Source organism: Isoptericola sp. NPDC056573 (genome assembly GCF_042793335.1).
GTDB lineage: Bacteria > Actinomycetota > Actinomycetes > Actinomycetales > Cellulomonadaceae > Isoptericola.
Map to the genome: position 1 here is coordinate 142,324 of NZ_JBHTUY010000003.1, position 13,432 is coordinate 155,755.

At 74.1% G+C, this 13,432-nt stretch carries 13 protein-coding genes; 8 read left to right on the top strand and 5 right to left on the bottom strand.

Annotated features, from left to right (window positions below; translation table 11 throughout):
• Window positions 1-8 precede the first annotated feature (8 nt).
• Entirely contained in the window at window positions 9-1,160 is a 1,152-nt protein-coding gene (locus tag ACFQ8E_RS05760) for an epoxide hydrolase family protein (protein ID WP_430549627.1), read from the bottom strand.
• A gap of 61 nt (window positions 1,161-1,221) precedes the next feature.
• Between ACFQ8E_RS05760 and ACFQ8E_RS05765 the strand changes: the two genes are divergently transcribed.
• A complete protein-coding gene (locus ACFQ8E_RS05765; RefSeq protein ID WP_430549628.1) occupies window positions 1,222-2,184 on the top strand; it encodes a helix-turn-helix transcriptional regulator in 963 nt (320 codons plus the stop codon).
• On the opposite strand, the gene xseA is transcribed toward ACFQ8E_RS05765, so the two are convergent.
• Complete coding sequence (xseA, locus tag ACFQ8E_RS05770) at window positions 2,150-3,454, bottom strand: exodeoxyribonuclease VII large subunit (protein ID WP_430549629.1); 1,305 nt, start codon at window positions 3,452-3,454, stop codon at window positions 2,150-2,152. The two genes, ACFQ8E_RS05765 and xseA, sit on opposite strands and share 35 nt — an antisense overlap.
• 83 nt (window positions 3,455-3,537) lie before the next feature.
• Here xseA and ACFQ8E_RS05775 point away from each other — a divergent pair, with 83 nt between their 5' ends.
• Window positions 3,538-4,581 (top strand): 4-hydroxy-3-methylbut-2-enyl diphosphate reductase, encoded by a 1,044-nt coding sequence (locus ACFQ8E_RS05775; protein ID WP_430549630.1) that lies wholly within the window; start codon window positions 3,538-3,540, stop codon window positions 4,579-4,581.
• Window positions 4,582-4,599: 18 nt separating this feature from the next.
• Here the strand turns inward: ACFQ8E_RS05775 and rmuC are convergent, their stop codons facing one another.
• On the bottom strand, window positions 4,600-6,177 hold the full coding sequence (rmuC, locus tag ACFQ8E_RS05780) for a DNA recombination protein RmuC (RefSeq protein ID WP_430549631.1): 1,578 nt from the start codon (window positions 6,175-6,177) through the stop codon (window positions 4,600-4,602).
• Window positions 6,178-6,249: 72 nt separating this feature from the next.
• Here rmuC and ACFQ8E_RS05785 point away from each other — a divergent pair, with 72 nt between their 5' ends.
• The 5 genes from ACFQ8E_RS05785 to ychF all read left to right on the top strand — a co-directional run bounded on the left by ACFQ8E_RS05785 (window position 6,250) and on the right by ychF (window position 11,706).
• The gene (locus ACFQ8E_RS05785; protein WP_430549632.1) at window positions 6,250-7,074 is read left to right on the top strand and encodes an ABC transporter ATP-binding protein; all 825 of its coding nucleotides are present in this window, start codon (window positions 6,250-6,252) and stop codon (window positions 7,072-7,074) included.
• Complete coding sequence (locus ACFQ8E_RS05790; protein WP_430549633.1) at window positions 7,044-8,645, top strand: hypothetical protein; 1,602 nt, start codon at window positions 7,044-7,046, stop codon at window positions 8,643-8,645. Before ACFQ8E_RS05785 ends, ACFQ8E_RS05790 begins: the two co-directional genes overlap by 31 nt.
• Before the next feature lie 79 nt (window positions 8,646-8,724).
• The gene (locus ACFQ8E_RS05795; protein WP_430549634.1) at window positions 8,725-9,765 is read left to right on the top strand and encodes a GNAT family N-acetyltransferase; all 1,041 of its coding nucleotides are present in this window, start codon (window positions 8,725-8,727) and stop codon (window positions 9,763-9,765) included.
• 29 nt (window positions 9,766-9,794) lie between these two features.
• Entirely contained in the window at window positions 9,795-10,595 is an 801-nt protein-coding gene (locus ACFQ8E_RS05800; protein ID WP_430549635.1) for a DinB family protein, read from the top strand.
• A gap of 25 nt (window positions 10,596-10,620) precedes the next feature.
• A complete protein-coding gene (gene ychF / locus ACFQ8E_RS05805; RefSeq protein WP_430549636.1) occupies window positions 10,621-11,706 on the top strand; it encodes a redox-regulated ATPase YchF in 1,086 nt (361 codons plus the stop codon).
• 51 nt (window positions 11,707-11,757) lie between these two features.
• Here ychF and ACFQ8E_RS05810 read toward each other — a convergent pair whose 3' ends face one another.
• A complete protein-coding gene (locus ACFQ8E_RS05810) occupies window positions 11,758-12,099 on the bottom strand; it encodes a YciI family protein (protein WP_430549637.1) in 342 nt (113 codons plus the stop codon).
• A 43-nt stretch (window positions 12,100-12,142) separates the two neighbouring features.
• Window positions 12,143-12,775 (bottom strand): ArsR/SmtB family transcription factor, encoded by a 633-nt coding sequence (locus ACFQ8E_RS05815; RefSeq protein ID WP_430549638.1) that lies wholly within the window; start codon window positions 12,773-12,775, stop codon window positions 12,143-12,145.
• Window positions 12,776-12,847: 72 nt separating this feature from the next.
• On the opposite strand from ACFQ8E_RS05815, the gene ACFQ8E_RS05820 reads away from it, so the two are divergent.
• Window positions 12,848-13,417 (top strand): dienelactone hydrolase family protein, encoded by a 570-nt coding sequence (locus tag ACFQ8E_RS05820; protein ID WP_430549639.1) that lies wholly within the window; start codon window positions 12,848-12,850, stop codon window positions 13,415-13,417.
• Window positions 13,418-13,432 lie beyond the last annotated feature (15 nt).

Consider the following 13,432-nt stretch of genomic DNA (forward strand, 5'->3'; position numbering starts at 1 on the left):
GGCGCCGGTCACGACCGGCCGCTGAAGAAGGCGCGCAGGTCCGCGGCGAGCAGCTCGGGCTCCTCCATCGCGGGGAAGTGCCCGCCCTCGGCGTGCTCCACCCACTGGTCGATCGCGCCCCAGCCGTTGAACACCTTCGCCATGAGCGGGTGCGTGTCGAACACGGACCACGCGGACGGGACGTCGGAGGCGGAGAGCCAGTCGAGCCCGGAGTGCGACGCCTCGTAGTAGAACTGGGCGCTCGACGCCCCGCTGCGGGTGAACCAGTACAGCGACACGTTGGCCAGGAGCTGGTCGCGGTCGACGGACTCCGCAGGCGTGGGGTGCGCGGGGTTGGTCCAGGTCTGGAACTTCTCCGCGACCCAGGCGAGCTGACCGACCGGCGAGTCGGTGAGGGCTGCGCCGATCGTGTCGGGGCGGTGGTTCTGCATCTCGAAGTAGCCGTGCTCGGCGGCGTCGCGCGCGCGGACCGCGTCGATCTGCGCCACCTCGTCGTCGGTCAGCCCGTCGGGAGCGGGATACGCGGTGCCCACCATGCCGAGCGACCGGCCGTCGCTCCCGACGTGGGTGCCGATCACGCGCTGGGGGTACAGGCCCGCCAGGCGGCCGGTGGTGCCGGCCCCGATGTCGGTGCCGTGCACGGCGAACCGGTCGTACCCGAGGCGGGTCATGATCTCGGCGTAGGCCTCGGTGGTGCGCGCCACCTCCCAGCCGGTGCCGGACAGCGGCGTCGAGAAGCCGAACCCGGGCAGGGACGGGACGACGACGTGGAACGTGTCCGTGAGCAGCGGGATCAGGCGCTGGTACTCGACGAACGACCCCGGCCACCCGTGGCACAGGAGCAGCGGGATCGCGTCCGGGTCCGCGGAGCGGGCGTGCACGACGTGGAAGGTCTGGCCGTCGACGACGGTCGTGACCTGCTCGTGCGCGTTCAGGGCGGCCTCCTGCGCGCGCCAGTCGAAGTCGTCGCGCCAGTAGGCGGCCAGCTCGCGCAGGTACGGCAGGGGGATGCCGCGGCCGAAGTCCGTGCGGTCGTCGCGGCCGGGCACGGGCAGGGGCCAGCGGGTGCGGGCCAGCCGGTCGCGCAGGTCGTCGAGGTCCGCCTGCGGGACCTCGACGCGGAAGGGGACGAGGGAGGTGTCTGCGGTGTTCTCGGTCATGGCTCCACGCTCGCAGCAATCGCGGAAGACTTGCTTCCGCGATGGGTGAGATGCTCCGAACATGCTCGAGACCTCGGCCCGGCTCCTCCAGCTCCTGTCCCTGCTGCAGCTGCGGCGCGACTGGACCAGCGGAGACCTCGCCGAGCGGCTCGGGGTGAGCACCCGCACCGTGCGCACCGACGTCGGCAAGCTGCGCTCGCTCGGCTACCCCGTCGAGGCCCGGCCCGGGGTCGCCGGCGGGTACCGGCTCGCCGCCGGGTCGGCGATGCCGCCGCTGGTGCTGGACGACGACGAGGCGGTGGCGGTCGCGATCGGGCTCACCGCGGCCGCGCACGGGCCGCTCGGCGAGGGGGAGACCGCCCTCACCGCGCTCGCGAAGGTCGAGCAGGTGATGCCCGCGCACCTGCGGCGGCGCGTCGAGGCCGTCCGGGAGGCGACGAGCGTCGTGCCGGACGGGGACCCGGCGCCCGACCTGGAGGTGCTCGGTGGTGTCGCCGCCGCGATCCGGGCCGGCGAACGGCTCCGGTTCCGCTACACCACCCACGACGGTTCCGAGTCGTCCCGGCACACGGAACCGCACCGCCTGGTGCGCTGGGGGTCGCGCTGGTACCTGCTGGCCTGGGACCTCGACCGCCTGGACTGGCGCGTCTTCCGTGCCGACCGGATCGCCCTGCGCCCGCCCACCGGGTCGCGGTTCCGGCCGCGCGTCATCCCCGAGGACGTGGTGCTGCGGCACGTCGTGGCGCGGGTGGGCCGGGCGACGTGGCGCTACCGGGCCAGGATCCTCGTGCACGCGTCGGCCGCGGAGGTCGTCGCGAAGGTCGGCTCCCCGCTCGAGGTGGAGGAGACCGGGCCGTCCAGCTGCCGGGTCGAGGTCGGCAGCGACGACCCCGACCGGCTCGCCCTGTGGATCACGCAGCTCGGGATGGACGTCGAGGTGCTCGAGGGGGACGAGCTGGCCGCGGCGTTCGGCCGGCTCGCGGACCGGTTCAGGCGGGCTGCGCGGGTGCGGCCGTCGCGGTGACGGCGGCCTCCAGCGATCCCTCGGCGACGCGCACGTGCACCGCGTCGCCGGTCGCGACGTCGCGGGCCGCGCGCACCACGTGCCCGTCCCCGCGCTGCACGACGGCGTACCCGCGCTCGAGCGTGGCCTGCGGCGAGAGCGCGCGGACCTGGGCCTCGAGCCGCCCGACCTCGCCCGCGGCGCGCAGCAGCGCGGCGTCCAGCCGGTGGCGGGCGTGCCGCACGAGCTGGGCGATCTCGCGCTCGCGGACGTCGACCGTCGTCTGGGGCCGGGCCAGCACCGGCCGCGTCCGCAGCGCGTCGAGGCCGTGCTGCTCCCGCTCCACCCGGGCCGAGACCGCGGCGCGCATCCGCCGGCGCGCCTGGTCGAGGCGCAGCCGCTCTTCGGCGACGTCGGGCACGACCTGCTTCGCGGCGTCCGTCGGGGTCGACGCGCGGTGGTCGGCGACGAGGTCCAGCAGCGGGGTGTCGGTCTCGTGCCCGATGGCGCTGACCAGCGGCGTCGTGCAGGCTGCGGCCGCCCGCACCAGGGCCTCGTTGCTGAACGGCAGCAGGTCCTCCACCGAGCCCCCGCCGCGCGCCACGACGATCACCTCGACCTCCGGCCGGGCGTCGAGATCGGCGATCGCGCCGCTCACCTCGCGCACGGCGTCGACGCCCTGCACCGCGACCTCGCGGATCTCGAACCGGACCTGCGGCCAGCGGGCGCGCGCGTTCACGACGACGTCGTGCTCGGCCTTCGACTCGCGCCCGCAGACGAGGCCCACGACGGCGGGCAGGAACGGCAGCGGGCGTTTGCGGTCGAGGTCGAACAGGCCCTCGGCCGCGAGCACGCGGCGGAGCTGGTCGATGCGGGCGAGCAGCTCGCCGACGCCCACCTGGCGCACCGCCGTCGCGCGCATCGACAGGCGGCCGGTCTTGACCCAGAACTCGGGCTTGGCCTGCACCACGACGTGGTCGCCCACCTCGGGCTTGTGGTGGAGACCCTCGTAGATCCGCGACAGCAGGTGCACGGGCAGCGAGGCCTCGGCGTCGGTGTCGCGCAGCGTGACGAACTGCATCCCCGCCCGGGGGCGGTAGGTGTGCTCCACGACCTGGCCCTCGACCCAGACCGACGACATCCTCGCGACGTAGTCCCGGATCTTCGCGGACAGCAGCCGCACCGGCCACGGGCGCTCCGCGGTCGTGTCGCGGGCGAGCTCGGGCAGGGGCTGCGGCTGGGCTGTTGTCCGGGATTCCGGCTGGGACGTGTCCGACACGCCGTCCAGCATGCCCCACGCCCCCGACGAGCTCCTCGGGCGGCCGTCAGGCGCCCGTCACAGGACGTCCACACCCGCCCACCTAGACTGGCCGCGTGACTGTGACCAGCCCGGCCCCCGCCACCCCGACGACCACCAAGCGCGTGCTCCTCGCCGCGCCCCGCGGCTACTGCGCGGGGGTGGACCGTGCGGTGGTCGCGGTGGAGAAGGCGCTCGAGACGTACGGCGCGCCCGTGTACGTGCGCAAGGAGATCGTGCACAACAAGCACGTGGTCGAGACGCTGCGCGACCGCGGCGCGATCTTCGTCAACGAGACGGACGAGGTGCCCGAGGGCGCGCGGCTCGTCTTCTCCGCGCACGGCGTCTCGCCCGCGGTCCGCGCGTCCGCCGCGGCCCGCAGCCTGGACACCATCGACGCCACCTGCCCGCTGGTGACGAAGGTGCACAAGGAGGCCGTCCGGTTCGCCAAGGACGACTACGACATCCTCCTCATCGGCCACACCGGCCACGAGGAGGTCGAGGGCACCGCCGGCGAGGCGCCCGACCACGTGCAGGTCGTCAACTCCCCGGACGAGGTCGACCAGGTGCAGGTCCGCGACCCGCACAAGGTCGTCTGGATCTCGCAGACCACCCTGTCCGTGGACGAGACGATGGAGACCGTGCGCCGCCTGCGCGACCGGTTCCCCGAGATGCAGGACCCGCCCAGCGACGACATCTGCTACGCCACGCAGAACCGCCAGGTCGCGGTGAAGAAGCTGGCCCCGGAGTGCGACGTCGTCGTCGTCGTGGGCTCCGCGAACTCGTCGAACTCGGTGCGGCTGGTCGAGGTGGCGCTGCAGGCCGGCGCCCGCACCGCGTACCGGGTGGACCGCGCGACCGAGATCGAGGACGCCTGGCTCGACGGCGCGACGACGGTGGGCGTCACGTCCGGCGCGTCGGTGCCCGAGATCCTCGTGCAGGACGTCATCGCGCACCTGGACAGCCACGGCTTCGGCGCGGTCGAGGAGGTCCGCACCGCCACCGAGGACCTGATGTTCTCCCTGCCGCGCGAGCTGGCGCGCGGCCTCAAGGCCGCGGGCCACGAGGAGAAGCGCCCCCGTCGCGGCGCGCGGACCGCGCTGCCCGTCGAGCCGGCCTGACGCCGCCGGTCGCGCGGCTCAGCCGGCGGCCGACTCGCCCTTCTCCTCGGCCCCGGCCGCGCGCTCGAGGTCGCGCTGCGCGGCGTCGACGAGCGACTCGACCGAGTCGTCGCGGTCCCCGTCCGCGGTCAGGGTGCCGAGGTCGACGACCAGGCCCTCCTCGACCGCCAGCAGCTCGGGCTTGGTGACCGCGCGGGTCGTGTCCTCGACCGCCTTGAGCGGCTCGATGGCCTGGCCCGCGTCCACGACCTTGAGCTCGACCATCCGCCGCGCCTGCGGCAGCACGCGGGTCTCGAGCGACCCGACGAACGAGTTGTAGTGCTTGGTCGCGGCGGTCATCGACTGACCGAGCTTGGTGATGCTCTTGGTCATCGTGACGATGCGCGCGTAGAGCTCCTTGCCGGTCTGCAGCACCTTCTGGGCGTCCTCGGCGATGGCGTCCTGCTGCCACGCGTACGCCACGGTGCGCAGCATGGCGACGAGCGTCATCGGGGTGGCGACGAGCACCCGCTTGCGGATCGCCGTCTCGAGCAGGTCGGGCTGGCGCTCGACCGCCGCCGCCAGGATGGGCTCGGCCGGGACGAACAGCACCACGAACTCGGGCGCCGCGTCGAACTGCGCCCAGTAGGCCTTGCCCGCCAGCACGTCCACGTGCTTGGCGAGGTCCTTGGCGTGGGCGTCGAGCTCCTTGTCGCCGTCGGCGGGGCTCTCCGCCTGCTGGGCGCGCAGGTACGCGCTGAGCGGCACCTTCGCGTCGACCACGATGTTCTTGCCGCCCGCCAGGCTGACGACCAGGTCGGGGATCAGGGTGTCGCCCTCGGCCGTCGTGCGGTGGACCTGCGCCTCGAAGTCGACGTGGTCCACCATCCCGGCGGCCTCGACCACGCGCTTCAGCTGGAGCTCGCCCCACACGCCGCGCGTCTGGTTGGACCGCAGCGCCGAGACGAGGTCGCTGGTGCCGACGCGCAGCTGCGAGTTGACCGTCTCGAGCTGGCGCAGCTGCTCCGTGAGGGCCGTGTGCCCCTGGAGGCGCGCCTGCTCGGCGGTGTCGACGCGGGCGTTGACCTTGTCGAGGGTCTTGCTCATCGGGTCGAGCAGCGCGCGGATCGCCTGCTCACGCTGCGCGAGCGTCTCGTCGTTCTTCTGCGTGCTGCGCCGCAGCCGCTCGTCCGCGAGGTCGAGGAACTGCTTCTGGTTCGCCGTGAGGACGTCGTTGGCCAGCGCGCGGAACCGCTGTGCCGCGGCCTCCTGGTCGCCCTTGGCCTCGGCGAGCTGCTCCTCGAGGTGCTCGCGCACCTGGGTGAGCAGCCGGTCGGCCTGCTCGCGCGCCTCCGTCACGCGCCGGTCCGCCTCCTCGCGGGACTGCGCGCGCTGCTCCGCCAGCCGGCGCTCGCTCTCCTGCGCCGCCTGCCCGAGGCGGCTGCGCAGCTCGGCGGCGTCGCGCCGCAGGACCTCGAGCTCGCCGTGCTCCTGGACCCGCTGGAGCTCGTCGGACCGGCCCGCCCTCGCGGCGCGGGTCGCGTGCCCCAGCCACCCCACCAGCACTCCTACGCCCAGGGCGCCGAGGATGAGGATCACTGCGAGGCTCGTCGTCATGCGCCACACGGTGTCATGGGGCACCGACACGTCCCAGCCCCCACGCGGCGCTCCGCGCACTACGGTTGACCCGTGAGCGACCAGACCGGGCCGCCGCCCGCCGCCCCCGCCCCCGTCCCTCCGCCCGACCTCGCCGCCGCCCTGAGCCTGCGCGGCCTGTGGAAGCGGTTCGGCCAGAAGATCGCCGTCGCCGGCGTGGACCTCGACGTCCCGACCGGCTCGTTCTTCGGCCTCGTCGGCCCCAACGGCGCCGGCAAGACGACGTCCCTGTCGATGGCGACCGGCCTGCTGCGGCCCGACTTCGGCACCGTGCACGTCCACGGCACGGACCTGTGGGCCCGGCCCGAGGAGGCGAAGGCCGCGCTCGGCGTGCTGCCGGACGGCGTGCGGCTGTTCGACCGGCTCACCGGCGCGCAGCTCCTCACCTACGCGGGCCTGCTGCGCGGGCTGGACCGGGCCACGGTCGCGGAGCGCACCGAGGACCTGCTGCAGGCGATGGACCTCGTCGGCGACCGCGACACGTTCGTCGTCGACTACTCCGCCGGCATGACGAAGAAGATCGGCCTGGCGTCGGCGATGATCCACGCGCCGCGCGTGCTCGTGCTGGACGAGCCGTTCGAGGCGGTCGACCCCGTCAGCGCCGCGAACATCCGCGACATCCTGCACGGGTACGTGGCCGACGGCGGCACGGTCGTCGTGTCGAGCCACGTCATGGACCTGGTGCAGCGGATGTGCTCGCACGTGGCGGTCATCGCCGGCGGGCACGTGCTCGCGGCCGGCACTGTCGCCGACGTGCGCGGGGAGCAGAGCCTCGAGGACCGCTTCGTCGACCTCGTCGGCGGCCGTCGGGAGTCGGAGGGACTGGCGTGGTTGCGCAGCTCGTCCGCCTCAAGCTGACCCTCCTGGCCAACACGTTCCGCCGGAGCGTGTGGCAGACGATCGGGCTGGTGATCGGGTCCCTGTACGGGCTCGGCGTGCTGGTCCTGGTGGTGGCCGCCGCCGTGGCCGGAGGCACCGCGGACCCGGTCGTGACGGGCCACGTCCTCACCCTGGCGGGCGCGCTCGTGGTCCTCGCGTGGTGGGTCGTGCCCGTCTTCGCGTTCGGGGTCGACGCGACCCTCGACCCGCGGCGCTTCGTCACCTTCGCCATCCCGCGGCGCACGCTGCTGGCCGGGCTCGCGCTGGCGGGGCTCGTGTCGATCCCCGCGGCGGTCACGACGCTCGGCGCGTTGGGCGTCTCCTTCGCCTGGTGGCGGCAGCCGGCCGCGCTCGTCGCGGCGCTGGTCGGCGGCGTCCTCGCCACCGCGCTGTGCGTCGTGGGCTCCCGGGCGGCGACGACCGCCCTCGCGCCGCTGCTCGACTCGCGGCGGTACCGCGAGGTGCTGGCGATCGTCGCCGTGGTGCCGCTCCTGCTGATCGGGCCCGCGGTCGGCTGGCTGGCGGACGGCGTCGAGGTGACCGTGGACGGGGCCGGCGCGGACGCGCTGGGGGCGGCGATCGCGCCGCTGGCCGGCGTCGTCGGCTGGACGCCGCTGGGGGCGCCGTGGGCCCTGGCCTCGGCGGTCCACGACGGCGCGTGGGCCCTCCTCGTGGCCCGGGCCGCGATCTGCCTGGCCACGCTCGCCCTCGCCTGGGTCGTGTGGGACCGGGCGCTCGCCCGCGAGCTCGTGACGCCGCACGGCGGCGGCTCGTCGGCCACGGCGGCCAAGGGTCTCGGCTGGTTCGGCCGGCTGCCCGCCACGCCGCTGGGGGCGGTCGCCGCGCGGACCGCGACCTACTGGGTGCGCGACCCCCGGTACGCCGCGTCGATCGCGATGGTGCCGCTGCTGCCGCTGGTGCTGCTCGCCGTCGGGACGACGAACGGCGCGGGCGGGGTGATCCTGCTCCTCATGGCGCCCCTGGCGGCGTGGCTGCTCGGCTTCGGCATCTCGAACGACGTCGGCTACGACAACACCGCGTTCGCGCTGCACGTCGCGACCGGCGTCCGGGGGAGGACCGACCGGTGGGGCCGCGTGCTGCCCGTGCTGGTGGCGGGGCTGCCCCTGTGCGTCGCGTTCGCCGTGGTCGGGTGCGCCGTCGCCGGCCGCTGGGACGCGCTGCCCGCCATGCTCGGCCTCACGGCCGGCACGCTGGGCGCGTCGCTCGGGATCTCGAGCGCCGTGTCCGCGCGGCTCGTCTACCCCGTGCCGAAGCCGGGGGAGAGCCCGTTCAAGTCGCCGCAGGGCGCCACGATGGCGACGATGCTCGCCCAGATGGCGACGATGGGGATCATCCTCGCGGTGAGCGTGCCCACGCTCGCGCTCGCGCTGCCCGCGATCCTGCTGCCCCAGGCGGCCCTCGGCTGGGCGGCGCTCGGCGTCGGGCTCGTCACCGGCGTGCTCGTGCTGCTGCTGGGCGTGCGCTGGGGCGCCCGGACCTACGACCGCCGCCTCCCCGAGCTGCTGCAGCAGGTGATGGCCTTCGGGTGACGTCCCGGCGGGCTCGCGCGGGACTTCGTGACGAGGCGGTCATGGGGAGCTCAAGGGACCCTTTGCGACAATGGGACGCGTGACCTCCGAGAACCTCGAGCACCTGCCCCTGCCTGACGGCTGGACGACGTCGGCCCCCGACCTGGCCGACCTGCCTCGCCTCGGCGAGCTGCGCGGGGCCGTCGCCGCCCCGTTCACGGGCTCGTCGGTCGTGAACCAGGACGCTCTCGCCGCGGAGGTGGCGGGCCCGGTGTCGTGGACGCGCCGCCAGGTCGTGGCGCGCGACCCCGAGGGCGTGGTCCAGGGCTGGGCGTGGGCGCACGACCGTGCCGCGGGCCGCGTCGTCGTGGGGGTCGACGTCGACCGCGCGGCCCCGGCCGCCGACGACCTGGCGGCCGCGGGCTACGCCTGGGCGGCGCGACAGGGGAGGGAGCTCGCGGCGCAGCGCGGGGTGCACCGCACCCAGCTCGACGCCGGCGCGTTCGCGGGCGACACGACCCAGCAGGGCTGGCTCGCCGCCGCCGGGTACGCCAAGGCCCGCTCGTGGCTGCAGATGTCCCGGCCCGTCGTGGCGGAGGAGGCGCACCGGGGCGTGCTGCCGGACCCGCGCCCGGGCGTGACGGTGCGGCGCGTCGCGACGCACGACGACGGCATGCCCGTCGCCGAGGACCTGCAGACCGTGCACCGGGTGCTCGAGAGCGCGTTCGAGGATCACTTCAACTCCTACCGGGAGAGCTTCGGCGAGTTCCTGGTGCGGCTGCGCTCGGACCCCGGGCACCGGTGGGACCACTGGTGGCTGGCGTTCGTCTCCGACCCCCAGCGGCCCGACGCGCCGCCCGAGCCGATGGGCGCCCTCGTGGGCGCCGTCCTGCCGTCGGGCCCGTCGGGCAAGGAGGGCAGCTACATCGAGTACCTGGGCGCCGACCGGCGAGCCCGTGGGCGTGGCGTGGCGACGGCGCTGCTGTTCGCCGTCGTCCGTGACGCGGCGGCGCGGGGCCGCGACCGCGTGGGGCTCGAGGTCGACGCCGACAGCCCGACCGGCGCCGCGTCGCTGTACGAGAGCTGGGGCTGGCGCACGTCCTACGTCACCGAGTCCTGGCACCAGGACGTCGACGTCTGAGTGTCGGTGCCCGGACCTACGGTCGTCGCATGGTCAGCGCTGAGGCACGGTTCGGGCCGGACGACGAGCTCCGGGGAGCCCGGTTCGTCGAGGCCGACATGACGGGCTCGACGTTCCGCCTCGTGCAGCTCGACGGCGTGCGGTTCGACCAGAGCTTCATGCCCGGAGCCGTCATGCGCGGCGTCGACCTCACGGACGCCGACCTCGACGGCGAGATCACCGGGCTGCGGGTCAACGGTGTCGACGTCGCGCCCCTGATCGAGGCGGAGCTGAACCGGCGGTACCCGGGGCGCGAGCAGGCCCGGTCGGCGGACCCCGCCGAGCAGCGCGCGTCGCTGGACGCGGCGTTGCGCGCCTGGGACGCGCACCTCGCGCGGGCGGCGGCGCTGGCGCCCGGCGCGGTCGACGAGCCGGTCGACGGCGAGTGGTCGACGGCGCAGACGCTGCGGCACCTCGTGTTCGCCATGGACGGCTGGATCCGGTACGGGCTGCGGGGGATCGACGACCCGTTCTGGTACGCCGGTCTGCCGTTCACCGAGTACGAGCCGGAGGTGGCGGCCCTCGGGGTGGACCTGGCCGCGGCGCCGTCGCTGGAGGAGACCCTGGCGGCGCACGCCGACCGTATCGCCGAGGTGTACGCGAGCTACGACGACCTCGCCGGCACGGACGTCACGGTCGACGCCCCGCGGCTCCCGCCGTGGGCGCCGGAGGGGCTCACACGCGCGGTGCACCAGAGCCTCGGCGTCGTCGCCCGGGAGCACTGGGCACACCTGCAGTTCGTCGAGCGTGACCTCACGACCCTCGAGGAGCGTGCCCGGGCGGCCCGCTGACCCCCGCCACGTAGACTCTCCCGACGTGGCACTCACCATCGGCATCGTCGGCCTGCCCAACGTCGGCAAGTCCACGCTCTTCAACGCCCTGACCCGCAACCAGGTGCTCGCGGCGAACTACCCGTTCGCGACGATCGAGCCCAACGTCGGCGTGGTCCCGCTCCCGGACCCGCGGCTGGACAAGCTCGCGGAGATCTTCGGCAGTGAGCGGATCCTGCCCGCGACGGTGTCGTTCGTCGACATCGCGGGCATCGTCAAGGGCGCCTCGGAGGGCGAGGGGCTGGGCAACAAGTTCCTCGCGAACATCCGCGAGGCGGACGCGATCTGCCAGGTCACGCGCGTGTTCGACGACGGCGACGTCGTCCGCGTCGAGGGCTCGGTGGACGCCGAGGGCGACATCGAGACCATCTCCACCGAGCTGATCCTCGCCGACCTCCAGACGCTGGAGAAGGCGCTTCCGCGGATGGAGAAGGAGGTCAAGATCAAGCGGGGCGATGCCGCGCTGTTCGCCGCCGCCACCACCGCGCAGAAGATCCTCGAGTCCGGCACGACGCTCTTCCAGGGCGCGAAGGCCGAGGGGCTCGACCTCGCCGACGTCGCGTCGCTGCAGCTGCTCACGGCCAAGCCGTTCATCTACGTGTTCAACACCGACGAGGCCGGTCTCGCCGACAAGGGCATGCAGCAGCGCCTGCGCGACCTCGTCGCCCCCGCGGACGCCGTCTTCCTCGACGCGAAGTTCGAGTCCGAGCTCGTCGAGCTCGAGGAGGACGACGCCAAGGAGATGCTCGCCGACTCCGGCCAGGAGGAGGCGGGGCTCGACCAGCTCGCGCGCGTCGGTTTCCACACGCTCGGCCTGCAGACCTACCTCACCGCCGGCCCCAAGGAGTCGCGCGCCTGGACGATTCGCAAGGGCTGGACCGCCCCGCAGGCCGCCGGCGTCATCCACACCGACTTCGAGCGCGGCTTCATCAAGGCCGAGGTCATCTCCTTCGACGACCTCGTCGAGGCGGGCTCCGTGCAGGCCGCCCGCTCCGCCGGCAAGGCGCGCGTCGAGGGCAAGGACTACGTCATGCAGGACGGCGACGTCGTGGAGTTCCGCTTCAACGTGTAGCTCGCGTCCGAGCCGCGGGGGTCGCCGCGAGCCGCGGCCGGGGGTGCCGGGTCAGACGACCCGGCGGACCTCCTGCGGCCATCCGCACGCCTCGGCGACCCGGCCGGCCCATTCCCTGGCGGTGTCGTCGTCCGCGACGTCGATGATCGTCAGGCCGCCGATGCGCTGCTCCGTCGGGGCGTACGGCCCTGCGGTGATCACGGGCGTGCCGCTGGTGGCGTCGGCGGTGGCGGCGGCGTCGTCGTCCTCGTCCACGCCGGCCGCGAACACGAGGACGCCGGCGTCCCTCATGTCGTTCACGACGGCGTTGGCGAGCGGCCCGCGCTCGGCGAACCACTCGGGGTCGTGGTCGCCCACCCACTGCTGGTTGAAGTAGATGAGGTAGTGGCTCATCGTCGCTCGTCCCGTCGCCGTCGTCGGACACCTGGGCAGGACGCTACTCCGACCGCCCTCGTCCGGCGACAGGTCCCGCGGCCCGCTCGTCGGTCGTCTCCGGTGACGGCGGGAGGCGCGGGTAGCCCGCGACCGGGTAGACGCCGACGGCGAACCCGTGCACCACGTCGCCGCGGCGGGGGAGGGCGTCGAACTCCTCCACGAGCGCCGCCATGCGCTGCCAGAACTCCTGCTTCTGCGCCTCGTCGATCCGCGCGTGCCGCAGGAAGCCCCACAGCTGTCCTTCGAGGTACGCGGGCTCGGACTCGTGCGCGGCGACCTCGAGGTCGTTGAAGTCCAGCGGTCGGTCGCCGTCGTCGCGGGCCCCCTCGGCGGTGCTCCCGAGAGCGACGTGGAACAGCCGGGCGGTCCGGCCGTAGAAGGCCTCCTCGACGGCGCGGACCCGGCGCGTCCGGACCACCCGCAGCAGGCCGGCGTCGACGAGCACCTTCACGTGGTGGGCGACCGTGCTCTTGGGGCGGCCGACGGCGCCGGCGAGCTCGGTGACGCTCGCCGCGCGTTCGTGGAGCAGGCCGAGGATCGTGGTGCGGAGCGGGTTGCCGAGCGCCCGGACCTGGTCGGGGCCGGTCAGGGCGATCCGGTCCTCGAGCTCGTAGTCGGGGGTCTTGCCGTCCATGGTCGACGATACTAACGTTCTGGAACGTTCGAAGTTTCTGGATCGTGCCTGCCGGATCCTCGAGGAGGGGCCATGGCCGAGATCGTCCTGTTCCACCATTCCCAGGGGCTGACGCCGGGAGTCCGGGCGTTCGCCGACGAGCTCGCGGCTGCGGGTCACGTCGTGCACGTGCCCGACCTCTTCGACGGCCGGACCTTCGACGACGTCGAGACGGGCGTCGCCCACGCCCAGGAGCTCGGGTTCGACACGGTGATGGCCCGAGGCGTCGCCGCCGCGGAGGCGCTCCCCGCGGAGCTCGTGTACGCGGGCTTCTCGATGGGAGTCATGCCGGCGCAGCGGCTCGCCCAGACGCGGCCGGGCGCCGTCGGCGCGCTCTTCGTCGACGCGTGCCTCCCGGTCGAGGAGTTCGGGGCCTGGCCGGAAGGCGTACCGGTCCAGGTGCACGGCGGCGTGGACGACGAGTGGTTCGCGGAGGACCTGGAGTCCGCCCGCGCGCTGGCGAGCTCCGTGCCGACGGCCGAGCTCTTCCTCTACTCGGGCACGGCGCACCTGTTCGCCGACTCCTCGACGAGGGGGCACGACCCCGCGGCGGCCGCGCTGCTGCGCGAGCGCGCCCTGGCGTTCCTCGGCTCGCTGGTCTGAGGCGTCGACCGCCGG

Bases quoted from the DNA above. Each gene is read 5' to 3' on its own strand.
- xseA (WP_430549629.1), bottom strand. From the start codon at position 3,454: ATGCTGGACGGCGTGTCGGACACGTCCCAGCCGGAATCCCGGACAACA.
- ACFQ8E_RS05760 (WP_430549627.1), bottom strand. From the start codon at position 1,160: ATGACCGAGAACACCGCAGACACCTCCCTCGTCCCCTTCCGCGTCGAG.
- ACFQ8E_RS05815 (WP_430549638.1), bottom strand. From the start codon at position 12,775: ATGGACGGCAAGACCCCCGACTACGAGCTCGAGGACCGGATCGCCCTG.
- ACFQ8E_RS05810 (WP_430549637.1), bottom strand. From the start codon at position 12,099: ATGAGCCACTACCTCATCTACTTCAACCAGCAGTGGGTGGGCGACCAC.
- ACFQ8E_RS05820 (WP_430549639.1), top strand. From the start codon at position 12,848: ATGGCCGAGATCGTCCTGTTCCACCATTCCCAGGGGCTGACGCCGGGA.
- ACFQ8E_RS05800 (WP_430549635.1), top strand. From the start codon at position 9,795: ATGGTCAGCGCTGAGGCACGGTTCGGGCCGGACGACGAGCTCCGGGGA.
- rmuC (WP_430549631.1), bottom strand. From the start codon at position 6,177: ATGACGACGAGCCTCGCAGTGATCCTCATCCTCGGCGCCCTGGGCGTA.
- ACFQ8E_RS05765 (WP_430549628.1), top strand. From the start codon at position 1,222: ATGCTCGAGACCTCGGCCCGGCTCCTCCAGCTCCTGTCCCTGCTGCAG.